This is a genomic window from Acetivibrio saccincola, assembly GCF_002844395.1.
In the GTDB taxonomy this organism is placed as follows: domain Bacteria; phylum Bacillota; class Clostridia; order Acetivibrionales; family Acetivibrionaceae; genus Herbivorax; species Herbivorax saccincola.
Genome location: NZ_CP025197.1, coordinates 1675588 through 1700748 on the forward strand (window position 1 = coordinate 1675588; position 25161 = coordinate 1700748).

23 protein-coding genes, 1 tRNA gene and 1 riboswitch are annotated in these 25161 nt (G+C 32.6%); of the genes, 12 read left to right on the plus strand and 12 right to left on the minus strand.

Going from position 1 to position 25161, the window contains the following annotated elements; translation table 11 throughout:
• Positions 1-32: 32 nt before the first annotated feature.
• A riboswitch (cyclic di-GMP riboswitch) is annotated at positions 33-130 on the minus strand.
• A 293-nt stretch (positions 131-423) separates the two neighbouring features.
• On the plus strand, positions 424-1086 hold the full coding sequence (locus HVS_RS07440; protein WP_101300766.1) for a PilZ domain-containing protein: 663 nt from the start codon (positions 424-426) through the stop codon (positions 1084-1086).
• A gap of 325 nt (positions 1087-1411) precedes the next feature.
• Here HVS_RS07440 and HVS_RS17155 read toward each other — a convergent pair whose 3' ends face one another.
• The 3 genes from HVS_RS17155 to HVS_RS07450 are packed head-to-tail and all read right to left on the minus strand — an operon-like array spanning position 1412 to position 2923.
• Positions 1412-1552, minus strand: coding sequence for a hypothetical protein (locus HVS_RS17155; protein ID WP_341456972.1), 141 nt, complete (start codon positions 1550-1552; stop codon positions 1412-1414).
• The gene (locus HVS_RS07445; RefSeq protein ID WP_242971564.1) at positions 1531-2004 is read right to left on the minus strand and encodes an ATP-binding protein; all 474 of its coding nucleotides are present in this window, start codon (positions 2002-2004) and stop codon (positions 1531-1533) included. The genes HVS_RS17155 and HVS_RS07445 overlap by 22 nt, the downstream gene beginning before the upstream one ends.
• Positions 1994-2923, minus strand: coding sequence for a Mu transposase domain-containing protein (locus tag HVS_RS07450; RefSeq protein WP_101300770.1), 930 nt, complete (start codon positions 2921-2923; stop codon positions 1994-1996). Before HVS_RS07450 ends, HVS_RS07445 begins: the two co-directional genes overlap by 11 nt.
• A gap of 312 nt (positions 2924-3235) precedes the next feature.
• On the opposite strand from HVS_RS07450, the gene HVS_RS07455 reads away from it, so the two are divergent.
• The 5 genes from HVS_RS07455 (at position 3236) to HVS_RS07475 (ending at position 9080) form a co-directional block, all read left to right on the plus strand.
• Positions 3236-4396, plus strand: a complete 1161-nt coding sequence (locus HVS_RS07455; RefSeq protein ID WP_101300775.1) for a cysteine desulfurase family protein — start codon at positions 3236-3238, stop codon at positions 4394-4396.
• Positions 4384-5562, plus strand: coding sequence for a tRNA uracil 4-sulfurtransferase ThiI (gene thiI / locus HVS_RS07460; RefSeq protein ID WP_101300778.1), 1179 nt, complete (start codon positions 4384-4386; stop codon positions 5560-5562). Before HVS_RS07455 ends, thiI begins: the two co-directional genes overlap by 13 nt.
• A 112-nt stretch (positions 5563-5674) precedes the next feature.
• Positions 5675-7033, plus strand: coding sequence for a VanW family protein (locus HVS_RS07465; RefSeq protein WP_101300782.1), 1359 nt, complete (start codon positions 5675-5677; stop codon positions 7031-7033).
• Between the two features lie 25 nt (positions 7034-7058).
• Entirely contained in the window at positions 7059-7730 is a 672-nt protein-coding gene (locus HVS_RS07470) for a DUF2225 domain-containing protein (RefSeq protein ID WP_101304137.1), read from the plus strand.
• Positions 7731-7844: 114 nt separating this feature from the next.
• Positions 7845-9080 (plus strand): serine hydroxymethyltransferase, encoded by a 1236-nt coding sequence (locus HVS_RS07475; RefSeq protein ID WP_101300786.1) that lies wholly within the window; start codon positions 7845-7847, stop codon positions 9078-9080.
• Between the two features lie 99 nt (positions 9081-9179).
• On the opposite strand, the gene HVS_RS07480 is transcribed toward HVS_RS07475, so the two are convergent.
• The 4 genes from HVS_RS07480 to HVS_RS07495 form a co-directional block, all read right to left on the minus strand.
• Complete coding sequence (locus tag HVS_RS07480) at positions 9180-10382, minus strand: DUF58 domain-containing protein (RefSeq protein WP_101300789.1); 1203 nt, start codon at positions 10380-10382, stop codon at positions 9180-9182.
• Positions 10369-11325: an AAA family ATPase gene (locus HVS_RS07485; protein ID WP_101300792.1), complete on the minus strand. Its 957-nt coding sequence runs from the start codon at positions 11323-11325 to the stop codon at positions 10369-10371. Before HVS_RS07485 ends, HVS_RS07480 begins: the two co-directional genes overlap by 14 nt.
• Before the next feature lie 189 nt (positions 11326-11514).
• Complete coding sequence (locus HVS_RS07490) at positions 11515-14322, minus strand: DUF4129 domain-containing transglutaminase family protein (protein WP_101300794.1); 2808 nt, start codon at positions 14320-14322, stop codon at positions 11515-11517.
• Positions 14323-14491: 169 nt separating this feature from the next.
• Positions 14492-15442 (minus strand): L-lactate dehydrogenase, encoded by a 951-nt coding sequence (locus HVS_RS07495; RefSeq protein WP_101300797.1) that lies wholly within the window; start codon positions 15440-15442, stop codon positions 14492-14494.
• Positions 15443-15800: 358 nt separating this feature from the next.
• Between HVS_RS07495 and HVS_RS07500 the strand changes: the two genes are divergently transcribed.
• The 5 genes from HVS_RS07500 to HVS_RS07520 all read left to right on the plus strand — a co-directional run bounded on the left by HVS_RS07500 (position 15801) and on the right by HVS_RS07520 (position 20864).
• A tRNA-Leu gene (locus HVS_RS07500) sits at positions 15801-15887 on the plus strand.
• Between the two features lie 144 nt (positions 15888-16031).
• Positions 16032-17273, plus strand: a complete 1242-nt coding sequence (locus tag HVS_RS07505; protein ID WP_101300799.1) for a competence/damage-inducible protein A — start codon at positions 16032-16034, stop codon at positions 17271-17273.
• Positions 17270-18823, plus strand: coding sequence for a murein biosynthesis integral membrane protein MurJ (murJ, locus tag HVS_RS07510; protein ID WP_235827652.1), 1554 nt, complete (start codon positions 17270-17272; stop codon positions 18821-18823). Before HVS_RS07505 ends, murJ begins: the two co-directional genes overlap by 4 nt.
• Positions 18824-19099: 276 nt before the next feature.
• Positions 19100-20116, plus strand: coding sequence for a recombinase RecA (gene recA / locus HVS_RS07515; RefSeq protein WP_235827771.1), 1017 nt, complete (start codon positions 19100-19102; stop codon positions 20114-20116).
• Positions 20117-20225: 109 nt separating this feature from the next.
• A complete protein-coding gene (locus HVS_RS07520) occupies positions 20226-20864 on the plus strand; it encodes a regulatory protein RecX (RefSeq protein ID WP_242971708.1) in 639 nt (212 codons plus the stop codon).
• A gap of 124 nt (positions 20865-20988) precedes the next feature.
• On the opposite strand, the gene HVS_RS07525 is transcribed toward HVS_RS07520, so the two are convergent.
• The 5 genes from HVS_RS07525 to HVS_RS16520 form a co-directional block, all read right to left on the minus strand.
• On the minus strand, positions 20989-21285 hold the full coding sequence (locus tag HVS_RS07525) for a hypothetical protein (protein ID WP_101300805.1): 297 nt from the start codon (positions 21283-21285) through the stop codon (positions 20989-20991).
• 1035 nt (positions 21286-22320) lie between these two features.
• Positions 22321-22776 (minus strand): ATP-binding protein, encoded by a 456-nt coding sequence (locus HVS_RS07530; protein WP_242971630.1) that lies wholly within the window; start codon positions 22774-22776, stop codon positions 22321-22323.
• A gap of 2 nt (positions 22777-22778) precedes the next feature.
• Positions 22779-23015 carry a hypothetical protein gene (locus HVS_RS17160; protein WP_242971601.1) on the minus strand — a complete coding sequence of 79 codons (237 nt, stop codon included), beginning with the start codon at positions 23013-23015 and terminating at the stop codon, positions 22779-22781.
• A gap of 101 nt (positions 23016-23116) precedes the next feature.
• Positions 23117-23836, minus strand: a complete 720-nt coding sequence (locus HVS_RS17165; RefSeq protein WP_235827417.1) for a hypothetical protein — start codon at positions 23834-23836, stop codon at positions 23117-23119.
• A gap of 49 nt (positions 23837-23885) precedes the next feature.
• Entirely contained in the window at positions 23886-24056 is a 171-nt protein-coding gene (locus HVS_RS16520) for a hypothetical protein (protein WP_157942959.1), read from the minus strand.
• A gap of 459 nt (positions 24057-24515) precedes the next feature.
• On the opposite strand from HVS_RS16520, the gene HVS_RS07540 reads away from it, so the two are divergent.
• Complete coding sequence (locus HVS_RS07540) at positions 24516-25061, plus strand: nucleotidyltransferase domain-containing protein (protein WP_101304141.1); 546 nt, start codon at positions 24516-24518, stop codon at positions 25059-25061.
• The last annotated feature ends 100 nt before the right edge of the window (positions 25062-25161 follow it).

Consider the following 25161-nt stretch of genomic DNA (forward strand, 5'->3'; position numbering starts at 1 on the left):
ACATATATTTAAAGAGAATAAACAGAACTTTTAATGGCAGCTTGGCGATCATCGTTTTTTAAATAAAATAAAAAACCTTAGACCCAAAGCTTTGCGTCATCACCTTTCAGTGATTTTGCCCTGTTTCATAAGTCACCGTTTATCTCCTTATACCATTAGGGAGGAAATATTGTGCTATCAATATCTATTATAGCACAATTATTTAAAAAAAGAAAGTAAAAGCCGGGAATAAAATAAAGGAAAAAACCAAAAATACATGTAGATTTTTTGTTTTTGTGATATAATTAAATTATCTTCAAACTTTGATGATTGACCACTTAAATACATGAAAGTCATATCTTCCTGGTTTAATCTCTACATGTTTTTAGACATACAAGTTTCAGATAAATTTTGGCAGTGCATTAAAACTAAAGGGGTGGGATTATGTCAAAGTATGATTTAGACAAAAGAATGGGTATTCTAAGCTTTTTAAATACTAAGTCTTTAAATAAAATAATTAAAACGAACAGTCCTGCTGATTTAAAGCATTTTAGAATGTTTGAATTTGAAAACGCTACCATTTTAGATAGAACGGAAGATGAATTAATTTTAAAAGTGAGGGACAGCATAAAAGAACCTTTGTTTTTTCCTGATGACCATGTGGTAATAAATTATTCCAACAATAAAGAGCTTTATGTTATGTCAGGTATAATAAATTATATATACACTGTTTCCCCTTTAAAATTTAGTGTTTCTGTTAACGGGATTGAAAAATTTAAAGATATGAGAAAACATCAGAGATACTACGTTAGTTTAACTGCCACCATAAATGTTTCTGGATTTATTACACCTATTTTTGCAGTTGTTAAAAATATCAGTTCAGGCGGTGTAAAGATTTATTGCAAAGATGTACTAATTTATGATGATGTAATAGAAGTTGAAGTGATTTTAGACAGGACAAATAAATTAAATTTTAATGGCAAAATCGTAAGAAAAGCCAAAATAAAAGATTATTATGAATATGGCATAGAAATAATAGGAATATCAGAGTCTAATTTAAAATGCTTATACCACTATATGAAATGGTTAAATTCTGACTATATTTAGTATGGTAAATACTATTTTGATACATATCATTGATAAGTAAGAAAATAAGGAAATCCAGAGTACAGTAAATACATTGCGTATTCCGGATTATCCGGACGGCAGTTCCGGAAACATCCGGAAATTAAACCGGATTATCCGGACACCTTGTCATTTAATTTGATTTTATAATAAATTTGTACTTAACACAATTCTTTCTAACATTGTATTAAAGTTTATACTTATACCCTTCAAGTATTTTATTAAAATGATTAGCTCTCCCTTTTGCCTATGTACTAACTTTCATGCCATAATTATACCGAACTTTTCTCATTTACAATATTTTTTATTATTCATCATGTTTTGTTTCTCTAATTACCTTTTCTGCCATTACCTCTCTCATAGATTTTTTTGAGTCCAGAGCAAGGATATATGCATTATGAATTATCCTGTCCATAATTGCATCTGCTATTGTAGGGTCAGGAAACAGGTTATACCAATGAGTATGGGGAACCTGTCCTGAAAATCAAGTAAAAGTTCCGGAATACGGTAGTATTTAACGGTATAGCCATGACGACAAGCACTGTTACCAAATGCACATGCCAAAAATGTCTTTCCGCTTCCGGTTTTTCCTGTAATCACGATATTTAATTTCTGAATAATGTAGGTACAGGTAGAAAGAGTTTGTATAGTCTTTTTATCTATCTTCCGTTCCGCAGTATAGTCTATATCCTCAATGCATGCATTAATACTAAAAGATGCTTTATGTATATATCTTTTAATCCTGGAGTTTTTTCTTGACTCCCATTCTTTTTCAACCATAATACCGAACCTTTCCTCAAAAGACAACTCCCTTAAAGCCGGATCTGAATCACTCAGTAGTTGGGCCATAACTTTAAGTTTCATATCTCTTAGTTTTTCTATAGTTGGGTTAATTAGCATATATACCACCTCCTGAGTAAGCACTGCTTCCTCTTACATTTTCATGCCGAATAATTGTATCATTCTGCTTCTTTGTGGAATTCTTGACGACTTGCTTAAGGATAATATTGAAATATTTGAAGGAAAAAACATTTTTATCTATAGCCTCTTTGCTGACAGTTTCTATTATTTCAACAGAACAACTTTTAGCAAGTCTCATAATTCCCATACAAGTTCGATAACACTGAACAGGATAATCACTGCTTTCAAGAATCTTTTTGATTAGTTCCCGGGTATAAGGACCGTTTTTTTCTGCCCATGACAGAAAACGCTCAGAACTCCATGCATAAACAGCTTTATGCTCTTCGGGCATATGTTCCTCTAATGTTTTATAGCGATTAGATTTATCATAGTTTCTGGTGTGTACCGCTATTCTTTCATTCCCTATATATACTTCTATAGTTTTTGATGATGCCCTAATCCAACATTTATGATTCGCATAGGAGTAATGAACACTGTAGAAAAATCCTTTGTACTCAACATGATAATTAAATGCAACTCTTGTTTCTACCCAGTCGCAATATTCGTATTTTGTTGCCGGCAATGGCTGCAGACAGGGTTTATCTATCTTTTTAAAAGCCGTCTTTCTGTTACCCTCCATTTTCTGAAATGGTCTGTTGATAAACTTCTCCAGTTCCTCTTCCATATCAGGCTCTGGAACGATTTTTCTATTATTTGTAGGTGGGTATAGCATTGACATTAACTGTTTATCACTAAGTTGGATTGGCCATGTTATATTTGCTTTTTCTGCTCTTTTAAGAATCTCTGACACTGTTGTTTTACCACAATTACAAGCTTGACCAATTTCTCTTAGAGATAGTCCTACTTCATGCTTAAGTCTTAAAATTTCTCTTGCTTTTAACATATCCAGCCTCCTCATCGATTGGCCCCCTTTAATCATTCTGATTAAAGAGTACCTATATTTTAGTAAATCGACAAGGTGTCCGGATGTACCGTTATGCTGTCCGGATAATTCCGAAACGACGTCCGGATGCTGCCGGAATCAGTGTCCGGATGTACCCGAAATATGCAATACATTAAATATTTAAAATTGACATATAGTTAAATTTAATAAATTTTAGAAATAAATAAAAGCTTAGGGTTTAATGCTCCTTTAAGCTTTTATTTATTTTTTGTGGTTAAAATAAATTTAATGTGTTAAAATGTTTATGTATAATTTGGAGGGATGTAATTGAGAAGGGAAATATATTTAGACAACAGTGCAACTACAAAGCCATATGATGAGGTTGTTGAGGTTATCAGTGATATAAATAGAAATATATACGGTAATCCGTCTTCTTTGCATACAAAAGGGATTGAAGCGGAAAAAATCATTAAAAATTCAAGGGAGATTATAGCTAAAACCCTTATGGCTGAAAATGATGAAATCTACTTTACTTCAGGAGGGACTGAAGGGAATAACCTTGCTATTTTAGGGTATTTACGAGCTAATCCCAGGAAGGGTAAACATGTTATAACCACTAAGATTGAGCATCCTTCAGTTTTGGAGGTATTTAAATTTTTATCCACGGAAGGTTACAGAGTGGACTTTATAGATGTTGACCAAAACGGGCAGGTAGATGTTAAAGACATTGAAGAAAAAGTATGTGAAGAAACCTCATTAATCAGTATAATTTATGTAAATAATGAAATTGGAACCATACAGCCAATTGAAAAAATTGCAAAAATAAAAAAAGATGCAGTACTTCATGTGGACGCTGTACAGGGGTACGGGAAGTTTAAAATAATACCTAAGAAACTGGGGATTGATTTAATGACAATAAGCTCTCACAAAATTCATGGACCTAAGGGCGTGGGAGCAATTTATAAAAATAAAAATGTAAGATTAAGTCCAATACTATTAGGGGGAGGGCAGGAAAGCCTTATAAGATCCGGGACAGAAAATGTTTCAGGGATATACGGTTTTGCCACCGCAGCACGTATAACTTTTGATAACATTGAAGAAAATTATAATAAATGTAAAAAATTAAAGAATTTATTAGTTGAAAAGCTTAAATCTGAAATTGAAGGTGTAAAGATTATATCACCGGGGGATTCTTTACCCTATATATTAAATGCGTCATTTGAAAATATACGTGGGGAAGTGCTTCTTCATCATTTAGAAGAAAGAAATATATTTGTATCAACAGGAGCTGCCTGTTCTTCAAGAAAAAACATTCACAGCCATGTGCTAAAGGCTTTGGGCTTACCACCGGGCTGTATTGAGGGGGCTATAAGGTTTAGCTTTTCCCATACCAATACAGTGGAAGATGTAGAGGAGACAGTGGATGCCCTAAAAAGTATTCTACCTAGAATAAGTATTAGAAGTGGAGGAAGAGGATGGAAAAGGTAATTTTAATAAGATGCGGTGAAATAATGCTTAAAGGTTTAAACAGACCTGCTTTTGAAAAAAAACTTGTTGATAATATTAAAAGGGCGGTTGCAGGCTTAGGAAAAGCTGAGGTTAGAAAAGCCCAGGGCAGGATTTATGTGGAGCCTGAAAGTTCTGATTATGATTTTGATGAATGTGTAAATATCCTTACAAAAGTATTTGGAATTGTATCTGTAAGTGTTGTGTGGAAGGTGGAATCCGATATTGATGTAATCAGGGAAAGTGCTTTGAAGATGGCTTCTAAATTAGTTGAAGAAAAGGGATATACCACATTTAAAGTTGAAACAAAAAGGGGTAACAAAAAATTTCCTTTAACTTCACCTGAAATTAACGGGAAAGTAGGAGGCTATATTTTATCCAAAACCCCAAAACTCAGCGTTGATGTAAACAACCCTTCATTTGTTTTATATATTGAAGTAAGGGAATACACATACATATATTCAGAGATAATTCCCGCTGCCGGGGGAATGCCCATTGGCACCAATGGAAAGGCCATGCTTCTTTTGTCGGGGGGGATTGACAGTCCCGTTGCAGGCTGGATGGTAGGTAAAAGAGGAGTTGAAATAGAGGCAGTTCACTTTCACAGCTATCCTTACACCAGTGAGAGGGCAAAGGAAAAAGTAATTGATCTTGCTAAAATTTTATGTGATTATTGCCACAAAATTGACCTTTATATAGTTCCCTTTACAGATGTACAGTTAGAAATAAATGATAAATGTCCCCATGAACAGTCCACTATAATAATGAGAAGAGCCATGATGAAAATTGCAGAGAAAATAGCTCAAAAGACAGGAGCAGTTGGTCTTGTAACGGGAGAAAGTTTAGGACAGGTGGCAAGCCAGACTATAGAAAGCCTTGCTGTGACAAATGCATCAGTGGATATGCCGGTTTTCAGGCCTCTTATAGGAATGGACAAAAATGAAGTGGTTATTTTAGCCAAAAAAATAGGTACTTATGAAACTTCAATACTTCCATACGAAGACTGCTGTACTGTTTTTGTGCCAAAACACCCCAATACAAAACCTAAATTAGAAAGGATAATTATGTCAGAAAAAAAGGCTGATTTGGATAATTTAATTGAAAAGGCTGTAGAAGACACTGAAAAACTTATAATAACCAGGGATTAACATTACATTTTATTTAATTATTAGATAAATTTAATTGTGTGTAATAATATATAATTAAGCAACAATAATTATATAATATATTTAAAATTATTAAGTGGTAGAAGGTAGGTAAATGTTGCTTAATTTTTTATCCCAAAAAAAGACAAAGGTTACATTAATTATTTTTATAGTTATTGCTTCAGCATTGTTTTTTGGCGCTTTTAAATTTTTAAACAAGAAAACTTTCTATAAGGGCGTGCTTATAGAAGGTATAGATGTTTCCGGTCTTGATATAAATGGTGCCAGGGAAGTAGTGGGAAAAAAGCTTGATAATTTTATAAGTTCAAATAGTATAAGATTAAGGTATGAAGACAAGGTGTGGGAAATTCCTTTAGAGGATATTTCCTATAGATTTCTTTTGGAAAATACACTTATAGATGCCTATAAGCTTGGAAGGGAAGGCGGGGTTTTTGCTAGGACAGGGGAGCTTATTAACCTTATGTACTATGGCAAAAATGTCCTGGTAGATTCAACTTATTCTAAACAAGAGCTTTTAGAGATACTTTCAGATATTAAAAACCAAATAGACAGAAAAGAAAAGAATGCCAAAGCTGAATATGAAAATGGGCGGGTAAAGCATGATAAAGAGGTTATTGGCAAGATTATGGATGTTGACAAAAATGTTGAAATGATAGAAAATAGAATATTAAGAAGGGATTTTTCAGCTATAGATTTGCAGGTTAAAGAGGTGACCCCTGAAATTCAATTAAAGGATATTTCTCACATCCAAGAGGTTATTGCTTCATTTTCTACATCTTTTAATCCTAATAATGTCAACCGGACTTATAACATCAAACTGGCTTGTGAAAGAATAAACAACAGTCTGATTATGCCAAATCAAGTTTTTTCTATGGATAAAGCACTAGGGACCAGGACGAAAGAGAATGGCTATAAAAACGCCCCTGTAATTATAAAAAACCAGCTTATAGAGGGAGTCGGCGGCGGGGTTTGTCAGGTTACTTCAACTTTGTATGTAGCAGTACTTAAAGCAAAATTAGGTGTGGTAGAAAGGGTAAACCACTCCATTCCCTTAGGTTATGTTGAGCCAGGTCAGGATGCCACAATTGCCGAAGGGTATATTGATTTTAAATTTAAGAATAACAAAGAATATCCGATATTATTAAATGCAGAAGTATCCGGTGGACAAATAATTATAAGGCTTATAGGAAAAAAAGAGCCTGTAAAGTATAATGTGACTTTAAAGTCTGTTATAATCGAGAGAATAAGCCCGGGTGCAAGTGAAGTAATACATGACTGGTCACTGGCAGAAGGGGAAATGGTGGTTGAAAAGCGCCCGGTAGAGGGTTTGAGGGTTGCAGTTTATAGGGAGACATATGATGAGAAGTATAAACTTATAGAAAGGGAAAAAATATCTGAAGATTTATATAGACCTGTAAAGGGACGCATCAGGGTAGGACATATCAGAAGATAAATAAATAATGGGTGAGGTTATATTTATGGAAGAAGCTCTATACAACAAAAGCATCACATGTCCTGTGTGTGGTAAAAAAATTGAAGTAACCAGGGTTAAGTCCAGAAGCTGTATTGTATCCTCCAGGGATACTGATTTTTGTGTTTATTACAAAACTGTAAATCCTATGTTTTATGATGCATGGGTGTGTGAATTTTGTGGATATGCCGCCCAGTCTGACAGATTTGAGGAAATTTCTTCACGGGATGCAGAGAAGGTCATTAAAGAAATTAGCCCCCGGTGGAAAAAAAGAAGTTTTACAGGGGTAAGAAGTCCGGAAAAGGCACTGGAGGCTTTTAAACTTGCACTTTATAATGTCCAGACAATAGATTCAAGACCAAGTGATTTTGCTAAGATATGCTTAAGGATAGCCTGGATTTACAGGATGTTAAAAGACGAAAGGGAAAAGAAGTTTTTAGAACACGCATTGCACTTTTATTATGAAGTATATGAAAAAGAAGAACTTCCTGTAGGCAAAATGGACGAGTTTACATGTATGTATATGATAGCAGAGCTTAACAGGCGTCTTGAAAATTATGATGAAGCCATCAAGTGGTTTAACAGACTAATAAGCTCCCAGGAGGCAAGACAAAATAAAGTTGTTTTGGAAATGGCAAGGGAACAATATTATCTTACAAGAGAGCAAAAAGAAAGTTGACATTGGCATGAATTATTATTATTATTAATCTAGTGTTATTTTGAAGAAAATCCACTTTGGTGGTTTTTTTCTTGATGCCCTTTAAGCTTTTATTTTTACAGGAGGTTTTTTATTATGTATAGTTTAAGTGAAATAAAAAAGATTGACCCTCAGGTTGCAGGGGAGATTGAAAAAGAGATTATGCGCCAGAGAAACAACATAGAACTTATAGCATCTGAGAACTTTGTAAGCTGTGCGGTTATGGAGGCAATGGGGACACCTCTTACAAATAAATATGCTGAAGGCTATCCTGGGAAAAGATATTATGGCGGCTGTGAATACGTAGATGTTATTGAGGATATAGCAATTGAAAGGGCAAAAGAGATATTCGGAGCAGAACATGCCAATGTACAGCCGCATTCAGGAGCACAGGCCAACATGGCAGTATTTTTCTCTGTTTTAAATCCGGGAGACACAATTTTAGGAATGGATCTTTCCCATGGTGGTCATTTAACCCACGGAAGTCCCGTGAATATGTCGGGTAAATATTTTAATGTGGTATCCTACGGTGTAAGTAAGGATGACTATAGAATAGATTATGAAGAAGTAAGAAAGTTAGCTTTAGAGAATAAACCAAAACTGATAGTTGCCGGGGCAAGTGCTTATCCTAGAATACTGGATTTTAAAAAGTTCAGGGAAATAGCAGATGAAGTTGGAGCATATTTGCTTGTTGATATGGCACATATTGCAGGTCTTGTTGCAGCAGGACTTCATCCTAATCCTGTACCATATGCCCACTTTGTAACAACTACTACACATAAGACCCTTAGAGGTCCAAGGGGCGGTTTGATCCTTTGTAAAGAAGAATTTGCAAAAAAAGTTAACAAGGCAGTTTTCCCGGGAATACAAGGTGGTCCGTTAATGCACATTATAGCAGCAAAGGCTGTTGGATTTAAAGAAGTAATGACAGATGAATTTAAAAAGTATCAGGAACAAGTAGTTAAAAATGCAAAGGCACTGGCTGATGCATTAATGGAAAAAGGCATGGATATTGTATCCGGAGGAACGGACAACCATTTAATGCTTGTAGATTTGAGGAATAAAGGCATTACAGGAAAAGACGCTCAAAACATGTTGGACGAGGTTCATATTACTGTAAATAAAAACGGAATTCCTTTTGACACCCAAAGTCCCTTTATTACAAGTGGAATCAGGCTGGGTACCCCGGCAGTTACGACAAGGGGAATGAAGGAAGAAGATATGAGGGAGATAGCAGAACTTATAAACCTTACTCTCACTGATTTTGACAACTCAAAAGAAAATATAAAAGAGAGAGTAGGAGTTTTGTGTAAAAAATATCCCCTATATTAATTTTTATATATATTACAACCCAAAAAAGTACCAGAATTTTTATCTGGTGCTTTTTTGGTTATTTTTAGGTTTAAACTGGCAAAATTTTATCAAAAATTTTTATGAACAAAATACTTCTTTTATATTGTCTTCCACACTTATTTTATAGGCAGCAACACCTAATTCGGGGAGTTCTTTTAACATTTTGGTTTTTTCTTCATCCAAAGGCTCGTTTTTGTTATTATTGGATACATATATTAAGCTTACATCAAATCCGGCTAAAGTTGCTTTGTATAATTCTTCAAACAATGCGCTGCTGACAGATGATGTAAAAAGAAGGATATTTGATTTTTTTAAAATATTGTTTTCAACGTACACAGAGAGCAAATCTTTAGTTTCTATATCCTGGTTAAATTTTATTTTAGCAAGGATGTCGTATATGTTTTGAAACTGAAGGATGTTTTCTGCTTTAATTTCTGTGTAGCTGTCTTTATAATAAATTAAACTTACGCTTGCCCGGCTGCCTAAAAGGTAGTATGTGAATGATACAGCACATTCAATAATGGTGTCTTCAATTAAAAGATTTTCCTCATCAGAATATCCGGGTTTTGTTAAATCCAGTATGATGGCAGAGTTTGCCCTGGATGTAGCGTCAAATTTTTTCACCAGTAGTTTATTCATTTTAGAAGAAAGTTTCCAGTGAATCCTTCTGATACTGTCCCCATATATATATTCCCTGATATCTGAAATGGTGTTTGTATTTTCATATAAAGACGTCGGTATTGAATGGGATTCAGAAAGAAGCATAGGTTTTAATTTCACACCGCTTAATTCCACAATACGGGGATACACTTTTATAACCTTTGGGCTCTTAGGTCTGTGAGTTAATTTGAAAATTCCCAGGTAATCCTCAAATTCTATGGATTTTATGCCTATTTCATATTCACCCCTGTATTTAGCTACGGCTTTAAACTGGAAAGTCTTTTTTGAAAAAGGGGGCAAAGAGAGACTTTCTTTTTCAAGTTGTTTTCCTAAAAAAACATTTCCAGCAGAAAAAGTAACATTGATATAAGGGTAAAGAAAAAAATCTTCATTGTGTATAATTAAACTGTAATTGAATTCTTCGCCTTTTACAATGCTTATTTTGTCTATTTCTTCAACATAAGTAAACCTTAGAAAAGCCAAAGTGGTAAGCAGTATAGAAATTAGCGGCGTAATTACAACAGCATAAAAAAACATGTATGGGATTTTGCCGCCATAAAAGTATATAAATAATAAAGCTAATGTAAAAAGGCTAAAATATAAAATTCTATTTCTTTTCATAATCATCCACCATTGGTACCCTTATTGATTGTAAAATGGAATCAATTATTTCTTCAGGGGTTAATTTTTTTAATTTTGCTTCTTGTTTCATAACAATTCTGTGGGACAAAACCGGTACAGCCATAAATTTTACATCTTCAGGTATTACATAAGTTCTGTTATTATAAAGAGCCCATGCCTGTGCAGCCCTAAACAGCGCTAAAGAACCCCTGGGGCTTGCACCTAAATATATATCCGGATGGGTTCTGGTTTCATTAACTATTTCAACAATATAATCATTTATAATTTTATCTGAATATATATTTTTTACTTTGTCTTGAATTTTAATAATATCTTCACTTTGAGCAACAGGTTCCAATTCATCTAAAGGATTTGTTTTTTGAAAACGGGAGAGTATATAGCTTTCCTCCCCTTTGTCAGGATATCCTATGGAAACTTTCATTAAAAACCTGTCAAGCTGTGCTTCAGGAAGAGGATATGTACCAAGATACTCTACTGGGTTTTGGGTAGCTAAAACCATAAAGGGCTTTGGCATGTCATAGGTAACCCCGTCAACGGTAACCTGCTTTTCTTCCATTACTTCCAAAAGGCTTGCCTGGGTTTTAGGTGAAGTCCTGTTAATTTCGTCTGCAAGTATTATTTGGCTCATGACACTTCCGGGATGAAATACAAACTCCCCTTTTTTTTGATTGTACATTGTAAAGCCTGTAATGTCAGAAGGAAGGACATCAGGTGTAAATTGTATCCTTTTAAATGAAGCGTTTATGGATTTTGCAATGCATGAAACTATACTGGTTTTTCCCACTCCGGGGACATCCTCTATCAGAACATGTCCATCACATATTAATGACATAAGTATAAGTTCAATGGTCTTTCTTTTACCCACAATTACTTTTTCCACATTTGTCACAATATTATTTAATATATCAATTGATTTTTCCATTATGGCCTCCTTTAATAAACATAAAAGATTTATTTAATAAAGAATTTTTTATAAATAAAAGTTTATAATACAATTATAAAAGTATACGTAAATAAATCAACATAAATAACAATTTAAATATTTTTTATATGCAAAGCTATAAAATTTAAAAGTTATAATATTTAAAATTAAATTTAAAATTTGTAAAAGCTAAAATGTTGTGAAATAATATAATAGCTTTAATTTTTTTCGGGTTGCCTCCAAAATATGTTTGTGGAAATTATACACCAGCTCTTTTTCTTCCTCGGTTATTTCAAGGCGGCTGTATCTGGCTTTTACAAATATATTTGCAACATCGCTGAAACTGTATGGGTGAAAACATCCATAATCGTCTATTCTTTTTGCATATTCATAGGGTGTTTCCCCGTCCATTACAGGTTTTTTAAGTATTTTAAGATGTTTCAGGTATTTTTCAAACAGTTTGATTGTACATTCCCTGGGATTTAATTTATATATTCTTCTAAGTTTTATTTTCCGTATCAGAAGGTTCAAGCCAATAGTAAGAGGAAATATTGCCAAAACGAATAATACTGTTAAAATAAGGCGTAAATTCAGCAGTTTTTTACCTATTCCTTCATTATTGGGCAAGAGGGGATTGCCTGTACCGGTAAAATTTCCGGGTAGGTAGCCTCCGGGGTTGTAACCATACTGCATCTGGTTATATAAATAAGGAGGAGGGGTTGAACCGGGGTTGTAATAAGAATAGTTAAAAATGGCAGTTGGCTCAAAAGGAACCCATCCAATTCCCTCAAAAAATACTTCCACCCATGCATGAGCGTCGGAATTTTTTACTTCATATAAATTCCCATCTGTAGGACTAAAGGGAAGTTTGTAGCCTTCTATATACCTGGAGGGTATGCCTATACACCTTGTGAGGATAGCCATGGCTGTTGCAAAGTAAGTACAATACCCTTCTCTTTTGTCAAAAAGAAAGTAATCTACAAAATCTCGCCCCTCCGGAACATCCCCCGGAGTTAGTGTGTAGTAGTAATATTGTGAAAGATAGGTTTCTATTGCCTTTACTTTATCAAAATTATTATTTTCATTTTCGGTTATTTCATGTGCAAGTAGGTAAACTCTTTCCGGAACGCTGTCAGGGACAAATGTATAATTGTCATAAACAAAATCAGTATAAATCAACGCAAACCTTAAGAAAAAGTATTTATCCAGTAGTTTTTCCAACTCATTGTTTGCATCTATGGCATACTGTAAAAAGAAGGTAATACCATATTTATATTCACTAAATTCTGAGAATAAATAATTCTGAAGATTTAGTGTAAATGTATGATTGTATATAATACCAGGACTACTTAAGTAACCATTATTAGAGTCTGTATTTATAAAGGAAGAAGCTATTAATAATTCCAGATGAGACATCTCCTCTGGATTAATGTATTTTAAAACCACATCATTACTTGATTTGTATCTTTCTAAATTATCCTGGTATGTAGGTTTAGTATAGTCAAAGTCTTGAGGGAAGGTATTAAGGTAATAATCCAGAAGAGTTTCTTCTATGTATAAATCGGTATTTCCTTCAAAATAATCAGATAATTCCTTACAAATGTTTTTTGTAATATAGTCACTCATTTCTTTTAATACTTTTCTAAGTTCAGTGACGTAAAGATCAGAATGGCTTTGTCTTAACATATTTTTAAAAACTTCTTTATCTGTATTAAAAAACAAAGTGTCTAATGTATAAGAAAAATTCTTTTCAAGGGATACAAGGTAAGTTAGCGTATCTTCTGTATCACAAAAAATCCAGTCTTTATGTATGTTTGCATCACCAAATTCAAAAATATCTGCATTTAAAGGTGCAAAAATAGTAGGTGTTTTTATATTGTCATAAGTAATCTTTATTTTAAGATAGGATGTAATGTCACTTAAAAGTTCAGGGCGCTGTTCATTAGAATTCGGATAAGCCATGTCAAAAAGGACATCATACATCATGGTGTAGTAATTCTTAGGGTGAGTATAATAATATCTTTGACTGGTATATCCTAATTCAGCTTCTGGATAATCCTCCATTTCAGTTTCATAAACCAAACTCCAACTATTATCTTCATAGCGGTTTTTTGAACGGCCCCTTAAATATATTCTTTTTTCAGATTCAACTTCTAATACCTTGGTCTCGTCTAATTTTAAATTTCCGCCTAAAGAACTACCATCTCCAAATCCGATGGATGCTAAAGAAAATACCCCTATATCCTGGACATCTTCAAATTTGCCTTTGTTTCCAAATTTAAGGGTAAGATCCTCATATACTTTTTGTATTTTTCTGTCCATCCATTTCCATTCAATGGGTTTTGAACTTACTGGTATTAAATTAGTTAAAAAAATTATCAATATACATATTGGAAGTGCAAATGCAAAAAGGCCGGAGAGTTTTACAATTTCATTTGTATTTTGTTTTGACTTTTTATAATAGATATGGAGAAAGTAATATATTAAAACTGAAACACAAAAAGTGTAGAAAGCTATGTATGCTTTATCCGCAAAGTAATCTAATATCCACTGACCTGAAAAGAGGCCAATGCCGCTTACAGCAATCATTAGAAAATTAAATTTTATAAATGTAAATATAAAAACAAAGATTGATAAACCGGCACATAATAAAACGGTAATAATGTAAGAATAAGGGTTGTTAAAAGGCTGAACATCTTTTATATAATCAATTAACCATGCAATTGGCTGGTAAACATAAAACAATAGGTTGTTTTTAAATAAGTAAATAAGAGCTATAACAATGAATAAAAAAATGCAAACTAATGATATTTTAAAAACTTTTTTATTTATAGTTATAACAGACAATACTAAAAGGACAATAAGCGATATTCCTGCAATTTCATAGTGTTTATATGGAAACAGTAATGTAGTGGTAAGCGGGTAAATAAGGCTAAAACTCATTAATAATGAGAGTAACAATTTAGTTATATAATTTGTAAGTTTTAAATCTTTCATTTAAAAAGAATCCCCCTTTTATAAAGAGAATACTAAAAATATTAAAATCAAAAAGTTGTGTATTTAAATTTTAATACTGTTTTAAAAAAAAATTCCTTTACAAAAGAATTATAAAGGAATTTAAAAATAAATCAATATTAATTGCATTATATTTCAGTAATATATTGCATTATATTTCAATGGATTTAATAACTTCTTTTAAAGTATTAGCTGATTCTAACAATTTTTTATGTTCATCATCACTAATAGGAACAGTGAGAATTCTGTCTACACCGTCCTTGTTAACAAGAGTGGGAACACTTAGGCAAACATCTGAAATCCCATATTGACCTTCGAGAAGACTAGATACGGTAAAAATGGAATTTTCATCCCTAACAATAGTTTCAACTATTCTTTTAACTGCAAGAGCTATGGCATAGTAAGTAGCTCCTTTTCTTTCTATTATGTGATATGCTGCATTTTTCACATCTTCATATATTTGTTTTCTGGTTCTGCCTTCTTCGCATTTTTGACAATCTTGACAAAACTGTTCCATAGGTATTCCGGCTATATTAGTAAGACTCCAGGTAGCAACTTCTGTATCCCCATGTTCACCTAATATATATGCATGGACATTTCTTGTATCTATTCCCACATGATCCCCTATTAAGTATCTGAACCTTGCAGTATCTAAAACTGTTCCCGAACCAATTACTTTGTTTTTAGGAAACCCTGACAGCTTGTACGTTACATATGTAAGTATGTCCACAGGGTTTGTTACAACTAAAAGGATTGCATCTTTGTTGTATTTTACAATTTCAGTTATTATGCTTTTAAACACTTCTGTATTCTTTTTAACTAAATCAAGTCTGGTTTCACCTTCTTTTTGATTTGCACCCGCAGTGATAATTATAATGTCAGAGTCAGCACAATCTTTGTAAGTTCCGCTGTATAGTTTAACAGGTCTTACAAAAGGTATTCCATGGTTCATATCCATAACTTCGCCTTCTGCTTTTTTTTCATTTATATCAATTAACACAATTTCAGAAACAAGCCCGCTTATCATTAATGTGTACGCAGTTGTTGAACCTACAAAGCCTGCTCCGATAACTGTTATTTTATTTATTACTTTACACAGCATATTATCCCCTCCTGTTATACTGGTTGTCTATTATAATATACCTTAAAATTAAAAAAGTAAACATATATTTGAAAGAGAATTATATAAAAGAGGTTTATTTAAATTTTTCTATTTTTAAATATATAAAATATAAAAATATTATATATAATTTTCTAAGTTTTTATCGGGAAAAGTAGTATGTATTTGTTTGATTTTTAAAATTAATTGTATTATAACAGTATATAAAATATTTGGTAGTGTAAAAAAGTTATAAAAGCACAGGAATATTGATGTTCAGCTATTTTCAAACCAATTAGCTTTTTTGTTGTACCTTGCAATATTATAATTTTTGGAGTAAAATATTTATTGCATTTGATGTGCGAGAGTGGCGGAATCGGCAGACGCGCTAGATTCAGGATCTAGTGGCCGCAAGGTTGTGAGGGTTCAAATCCCTTCTCTCGCACCATATTTTTATTAAAAAACTTTGCGGGTTTTATCCCAGCAAAAAAGCAAGGTCTTTTTTATAGCATTCTGATAAAAAAGACAAAAAACGTGAATGTATTGGATAATAAAATAACTATCAAAAAGTTTAATAGAGGAGACTTCAAAGATGAATGCAGAAATTTTGGCAGTAGGCACAGAACTTTTAATGGGGCAGATAGTAAATACAAATGCCCAATACATATCAGAAAGACTAAACAGCATTGGCATAAATGTATATTTCCACAGTGTTGTGGGAGACAATCCTAAAAGACTTGAAAGCAGCATAAAGTTAGCACTGGAAAGATCTGATTTGGTTGTAATAACCGGAGGGTTAGGTCCTACAAAAGACGATATAACAAAGGAAAAAGTTGCTGAAGTCTTTGGGAAAAGGATGGTTTTACATGAGGAGAGTCTTAAAAGAATAAAAGATTATTTTGTAAAACTTGGCAGGGAAATGACTGACAATAATGCAAAACAGGCTTATTTTCCTGAAGGCAGTATAGTTATTGAAAATAACAAGGGTACTGCCCCGGGGTGCATTATTGAAAGTGATAATAAATTTGTTGTAATATTGCCGGGCCCTCCACGGGAGATGCAGCCTATGTTTGATGAAAGTGTAATGCCATATCTTCAGAAAGATTCAGGTTATAAAATTGTATCAAAATATATAAGGACCTTTGGAATTGGCGAATCAAAGCTTGAAGAGATGATAATGGATCTGGTTGATAAACAGGAAGATGTGACAATTGCAACTTATGCAAAAATGGGGGAGGTTACAGTAAGGCTTACTTGTAAGTGCCCGTTATCCGAAGAAGGGTTTGATAAAATATGTCCTTTTGAGGATGAGATAGTAAAAAGATTAGGTTCTTATGTATATAGCACTGAAAATGAAAATTTGGAAAAAGTAGTTACAAAAATGCTTTTAGAAAACAACCTTACAATTGCCATTGCAGAGTCATGCACCGGCGGGTTGATTTGTTCTAAGCTTGTTTCTGTAAGCGGGGTATCGAAAGTTTTTAACAGGGGGATTATATCCTATAGCAATGACTCGAAGGTTCAAGATTTGGGTGTAAATGAGGATACAATTAAAAAATATGGTGCTGTAAGCACTCAAACGGCAATTGAAATGGCAGAAGGAGTAAAAAGAATAGCCGGTACCGATATAGGGGTTTCTATTACCGGAATTGCAGGTCCTGAAGGAGGAACGGCTGAAAAACCCGTAGGTCTTATGTACATGGCTTTAGCCTATAAAGGCAATACAGTGTGTAAAAAATTAAATTTATCCGGGGATAGGGAAAGAATAATAAATGTAGCTTCACTGCATGTATTAGACTTAATAAGAAGACAAATTGGAGGAATTGAAATTTGAGTAATAAAAAATTAGGTGGGGCTGCAGCTATTGTTATGTCATCTATTGTTGTCAGCAGAATAACAGGCTACATAAGAGAGATGATAACTCCTAATGTTTTTGGGTTGGGAAATGTAGGCGATGCGTATTCATATGCCTTCAGAATAACAGGACTTATGTATGATTTACTGGTTGGAGGGGCAATTGCAGCAGCTATTATACCGGTTTTGACAGGATATATTTCCAATAAAGATGAAGAAAACGGATGGAAGGCAGTAGGTACCTTTATCAATATAATAATAATCATAATGTCCTTTGTCTGTATATTGGGTATGTTTTTTACACCCCAGCTTATAAGAATGTTTTCTGGATTTGAAGGAGAAGAGCAAATAAAACTTACAGCTGATATAGCAAGAATCCTCTTTCCTTCTGTTGGATTTTTGATGCTTGCCGGGCTGTCTAACGGAATATTAAATTCCTATCAAAGATTTGCAGCGGCAGCTTATGGACCTTCAATTTACAACATTGGAAGTATTATAAGTTTGATATTTTTAAGTAAAAAGGGAGGTCCTACAAGTGTTGCCTATGGGGTTATGGCAAGTTCATTGGTATATTTTTTATTCCAATTAAGTTTTGTGTTTAAACATTTGAAGCATTATAGATTTAAAATATATATTAAGCATCCGGGATTTATTAAGCTTATTAAACTTGCAATACCTTCTTTGATGGCCTCTTCCGTTGTGCAGGTAAATGTTATGATTGCAAGTTTTTTTGCCACTTTTTTTGAACCTGGGAGCATGATAATTCTTAATATGGCAGACAGGACATGGCAGATGCCCTACGGGATATTTGCACAGGGCATGGGTATTGCAATGCTTCCTACATTGTCTACATACTTTTCCAGGGAGGAATTCAAAGAATATAAAGTTACACTTATAAAGTGCATTAAAACAGTTTTGTTATTTACAATTCCTTCTGCAGCAGGCTTTATAGTGCTGAGGGAAGAGGTTATAAAGACTTTATTTGATATTACCGGTTTTGCGCCGGAAAGCATAGCCCTTGCCGGCAGGGTACTTATGTTTTTTTCCATATCCCTTTTTAGCCAGTCAATTGTAAATGTTTTAAACAGGGCATACTATGCGGCAAAAGATACCATAACACCTTTAATTGCAGGTATAATTGCAATTGTTTTAAATTTTACCTTAAGTTTAACTTTTATAAAGACAACCAATCTTGGAGTTGCTGGCATGGCTTTATCCTATTCTTTGGTAAGTATAGTAAATGCCTTTCTGCTTTTAACTATTTTAAATAAAAAAATGAATGGGATGTACCTTAAAAGTCTTTTGAAATTTCTGTTTAAAATTTTCCCGGCTTCTTTTATAATGGGGGTTGTAATATATTTTATAAATACAGCTGTGCCTCCATTAGAGTCAAAAATTATGCAATATACTTATTTAGCAGGGGTTGTAGCTGTTGGAATAGCAGTATATTTTGCATTTGCTTTACTGTTTAAAGTTGAAGAAGTTTCTTATGTAAAGGATATAATATTAAAAAAGTTTAAAAAAGGTTAGTTAGTAAAATATAAAACAAAATCTATAAAATAAACTTTGAGTAAAATAATAGTTAGCAAAATTAAATTAGGGACATCAAAAAATGATGTCCTAAAAAGCATAAATTATCCTGTATAATGTTTGTTGAAAGACAAAAACTTGACACTAACTAAAATAAAAAATCTATTGACTAAACAATAGATATTGATGTATAATAAAAACAGAACGCATGTTCGCAAGGGACGTACACAGTAAAATAATGAGGTGATTAATTTGGACAAACAAAAAGCATTGGAAATGGCCTTTGGGCAAATAGAAAAGCAGTTTGGTAAAGGCGCTATAATGAAATTAGGAGAAAGCTCTCATTTAAATGTTGAAACTATTCCAACAGGGGCTTTAGGTTTAGATATAGCCTTAGGTGTCGGAGGTGTGCCAAGGGGAAGGATAGTAGAGATATTTGGTCCCGAATCATCCGGTAAGACAACTGTAGCTTTGCATATAATTGCAGAAGCACAAAAAGCCGGTGGAGAAGCTGCGTTTATAGATGCAGAACATGCTTTAGACCCTATATATGCCAGGAATTTGGGAGTAAATATTAATAATCTAATAGTTTCACAGCCGGATACAGGTGAGCAGGCGCTGGAAATAGCAGAAACACTGGTTAGAAGTGGTGCAATAGATGTAATTGTTATAGACTCAGTTGCAGCCTTAGTTCCAAAGGCAGAGATTGACGGGGAAATGGGAGATGCTCATGTGGGTCTTCAGGCAAGACTTATGTCCCAGGCACTTAGGAAATTATCCGGGGTAATAAATAAGTCCAGGACAACAGCAATATTTATAAACCAGTTAAGGGAAAAGGTTGGTGTTATGTTTGGAAACCCTGAAACAACGCCGGGAGGAAGAGCTCTTAAATTTTATTCTTCTGTAAGACTTGATGTAAGAAGAATAGAGTCAATAAAGCAGGCTAATGAAGTAATAGGAAACAGAACCAGGGTTAAAGTTGTAAAAAATAAAGTTGCTCCTCCTTTTAAAGAAGCAGAATTTGATATTATATACGGACAGGGTATTTCTAAAGAAGGCAATATATTAGATGTTGGGGTAAATCTTGATATTATAAATAAAAGTGGTGCCTGGTTTTCATATAACGGACAAAAAATCGGACAGGGAAGGGAAAATGCTAAAAACTTCTTAAGGGAAAATCCTGAGATTTTAAAAGAGATTGAAACTAAAATAAGAGATAATTACAATCAAGCTTTTTTAAATAGTATAGATGCTCATGTTGAAAAAGATGATGAAGATGATTCTGAAGAATAAAGAAAATGACTGACTTTTAAATGGTATTACTTCAGGTGGGATTTCATAAAAGATGTAAATTTCATCTGAAGTAATAAAAGTACTTTAGCTGGATATTGGCTGTAATTTGGTGATTACGTTGAAAATAACTTCTGTTGAAAAGAATAAAAAAAACGATAAAATGCTATCTGTATATGTTGATAATGTATATTCTTTTTCTATTCCGGAAGAAGAGTATTTACGTTTAAATTTATATGAAAAAACATCTATATCAGAGGAAGAAATAGAGGAAATAAAAAAGAGTATTGCTTTAAGGAATGTAAAATCAAGTGGAATCAAATTAATTACATATAAATTGCTGAGTGAAAAAGAACTTTTTTTAAAATTAGTTGCAAAGGGATACGATGAAGACATAGTGAGTATGGCTATAGAAGAGCTTAAATCCATGGGCTATATAAATGACATGATATACGCCCAAAAATTTGTTCATGAAAGAATAAAGTTAAAACCTAAGTCTAAGAAGGCTCTTAGATTTGAACTTGAGAACAAAGGTATCCCCAAAGACATTATTGATTGTGTATTAAACAGCATTGAATATGATGAAGATGCCGTTATAGAAAGGCTTCTTAGAAAAAAATTTGGGAAATACAACCTGGCTGATTCTAAAATTGCTAAGAAGGCATATTCATTTCTGATGCATAGAGGCTTTAATTTTGAAGATGTCAAAAGAGTCATAAACAAAATCATAAAAGAAGAAAAAGATTTATAAAAATAAATCTAAAAAATTGTATTTTTTAAGAGCCTTCTTAATAAGAAGTCTTCTTATTTACTTGTGTTAAACAAAAGTGGTGAGTTGGGAAGAATGTAGAGTAGTGTGGGGATTATAGTGCGTATTATACTTCAGCCAGTCCAAATCTTCTTAAAAACCATAAGCATAGCTTTTGAACTCTTGTCTTTGGTTTTTCTAAAGGTACAGCGATTCCTTTAACTATTTTATAGCATAATTGTGCAGAAACGAAGTTCATATTGCCGGATTTAAACTTTATTCTAAGGGTTGGATTATTGCGTACTTCTTGGTAAGATATAACTATTGCTTTTCTGTAAACATCTTGAGCGCATGGAGCAAGAACCTCATCACCAGGACTTACCAACTTATAAGGTTTTTTATTTTTCCTTCTTGACTTGAACATTATAATCACCCTTTATTAATATAATTTTATAAAATTAGTTCTCTAATATAATATTTATTGCGGATTGATTTTAGTCCAGTTATGCTAATATTGCTAAAAATATTAATGCTTATGTTAGAAAATGTTTAGTAAAAATGTATATAACACAAGTGTTAAAGCACTTTTAGAACACAATTTTTTGTTTAGCTAAGCAAAGCCTGTTTTTATATTATATTCCTCATTAAGGCAGAATATAAACATATAAAATTTAATAACAGCTAAACAAACTAACTTACTAAACTTCATGAAAAGTTTGATAAGAAAGTTTATTTACTTTACGTAATTTAACGGTTATAAGCAGTGTCAATACTTATAATCCGTTTATTTAGAAATATGAAGACTCAAAATAATAAACTAAAAATTAATAAAGTCTTTTACTGTGATTAACATAAAAGAAGAAAACAATGCACGACCCACAAAATAATTACAAAAAATGCAAAAAACTATACAAAAAACTCAAAACAATATTCAAGATAAATCCGGATACATTTTACTAAAAAAATCAAAAAATATCAAGTGTTTTATGTAAATTTTTATAAAGTTTTTATAAAAAAATATAAATATTTTTATGAATATTAAATCTTTTTTGCTAAAAGACCTATGCTGTAAATTTTCAAATTAAATTAGATAATATTTTCAAATTATTTTAGGTCAATTTTACCACAAATTAGTGAATATTTTCAAATTAAAATAGGAACGCGATAATCAAATTTTCAAATTCCAGTAGGATTCAAAATAAAATCTGGAAAAATAAGTATTGCATAACACTTTCAAATTTGTACAATAAAAATGAGCAGATTAACTGCTCTTAAAATTTTAATCAAAATATTGATAATAGAAAACTTTTAAGTATAAATTCAATAAGTTTACAACATTTATTACTTAAACGGTTTATAACCGTTGTACTAAGGCTGCCGGTTAAAGATAAAAGTATTTTAGAGATATCAAAGTCTTTTTGTCCTTGGTATACGATTTCTTCATCTACATGCTTTTGCTTTATTGAACAAGCATACATAAGGCTTGAGGTTGCAAGACTGTTAACAAGGCGGGGTACGCCTTTTGATGCAGAATAAATAGCTTCAATTGCAGCCTGGGTATATAGTACAAAGACATTATTGCTTGTTGTATCTGATGAAACATTGTAACCTTCTTATGTGAAGGCACTTCTCCTAAAGATATTAAAAGACCCCGGTAAAAATCCATAACGGTAACTGTTGAGAGAGAAAAATAGCAGGGTTTGTAAAGTCCCGGATTTAACCCGGCTGAAAATTTTCTTAAGGCGGTGGATTTTCCCATTCCCGGTTCACCGACTAAAAGAAACATTCCCCGGATGTTTTGAATATATTTAAATCTTGAATTTAATTCCTTAATATCTTCACTTTCATAAACATCAGAAATATCAATTTCTTTTCCAAAAGGATTGTATTTTAGTCCAAAAAACTGTCTGAACATAATTATTTCTCTCCTTCCATAATTGTTTTAAATGAAATTGTTTGTTTTGATTTAGGCATGTCAGCATGTGTTACAGATACTTCGTTATTTTGTAAATCCACTATTAACTCAGAATTTTTAGGTCTGCCCCTTCGTTTCATATGGGCATTGTCATGAAAATTAACCTGCAAGGCTTCACCGATTTTCTTGCCTTCATAGTATATGAATACCGGCTCTTCTAAACTCTTAATTTTATTCATATTAAGTTGGGATAAAAATCTTTTTCTAACTGTTAAAAAGAACCTTTCTATTTTTCCCCGGCTATGTGCAACAAAGGGTTTCGAATGTATAAGAGCGCATCCTACGTCCGCGCACATAAATTCAAACTGCTGTGAACGGTAAATCTTCCCATTGTCCGTATAGAGCAGGGAAGGTATGCCTCTTCCTGTATGTAAGGTCCATACATTAAATCCCCATACCACAACTCATTTATATATTGATGTGCAAATCTTTTAATTTCTTTTTTCTCTTCAGTTTCATAAATGCTTTCATGATTTGAAAATTTTAAAAACCTGTATAGTGTGGTAAGTGATATTTGCCCTTCTTTTAATATGCCTTTTTTTATTAGTTTATCATAGATGATTGTAGTAGGCGCTTTAGGATATTTTCTTTTCGTCTCAAGGATTTTTTCAGCAAGTTCTGTATCTATTTTTCTACAATTACCCCTGTCTTTCCGGTATCCGGGTTTTAATGCATCCAATCCTCCACGCATGTAATCACAGTACCAGGACTCTATTGTTTTAGGTGAATATTTTCTTATGCCATAGTGTGGCATTTCTACGGGTTTTGATGAAATTTGAGCATAATAGTCCTTACGATTATTCACTTGTCCATTTAGGATCGGACTTATCAGTGAAAATCTTTTTAACGCAATGGCATTTCTTACCTCTTCACTTAACATATTCCTGACCTCCTGTTGCATTTTTAGGAAGCCATGACCGGTCAGGCTGTTCTTTACCACGGATGTTACCATAGTTATTTGCTCAAGTAAAGGAAAATATGGTGTTGCGGTTGATTTCATTAAAAATTTTTCATAAGACGCTTTTTAAAATCCTATTTTAATGTTATAATCATGCTGCAAGAAATGTTTTAGCGGTAGCTTGATAATGTTTGCGGAAACTAACTAATTTATTGCATTTTGGATTGTGACATCTTTTAGTTGGTGGCGGTGGAAAAGGATAATTTCTCCCAAGTTTAATATATTCATGAATTCCTTCATGAACATTGAAGATATATTGCATTTTTACATCACCCTCCGCAATATATTATAAAAAATAATCCTACTGTAAAGTGAAAATATTTTTTCAAATTGCGGTAGGGTTAAAAATTTTTTTCACCTATTTTAATGTGATAAAATAAGGGTAGATTTACCTAAATTAAAATGAAAATCTACACTATGCATAACTCAAAAAATATGATATATTGTTTTTAATAAAAGGTAGTAAATTGTTACAAAAATATAATAAAAAATTATTTAAAGTATTTCCGTAAAATAGAAAAATGGTTGACAGCCCAATAAAAACTTTTCTTGGTGTTTGACATTTGTTGTTTGACATTTAAATATCTAAAATATTGATCACAATTATTTATTGTTTATTTAATACAATTATTTATTCAGGATTTTAAATAGCAATTAATTTTACTAATTTATTTTATATTCTAAGGGGCAGTATATAAATATGTTAAAGGGGATGTATACAGTGAATAGGATTAATTTTGCAAACAATAGAATAATAAACCGGGTCAAAGCACTACTTGAAGAGTATTCAGAAAGCATCTCTGTTGAAGTTATGAGCATTGTTTTGTATGGTTCCAGGGCAAGAGGGGATAATACTTCTAATAGCGACTATGAGCTTTTAATACTTCTTGCCGATGATACTCCTCTTAAAAAATTTATTTCATTTGGTGAGAATTTAAAGCTCGCACTTTTAAAAGAGAAATATATAAATGTAAAACTTCTTTTTTATACACCGGGAATATTTGAGGAAATACTTTATGAAGACGAGATTGTGGGTACATTTTTATATATGATATGTAGGGAAAATGTAATTTTATATGATAAATATGGTACATTTTTATCCATCCGGGATAGGTTACCTAATAATAATAGAAAGAGTGAAGAAATTTTTTTATCCCAGTGTGTTGAGTTTTCAAAATTATTTGGCTCTGAAAAATGGGAGAGAAAATGGGAAAGAATACTTATGCAGTTCAGGTATCACAATAGAAGGAGAAGAGGAATATATTGATAATTAATATAACACAAATTAATATAATTGATATAACTAATATAACAACATTAATATAGCTAATATAACTAATATATCTATTACGACTAATAATCTATTA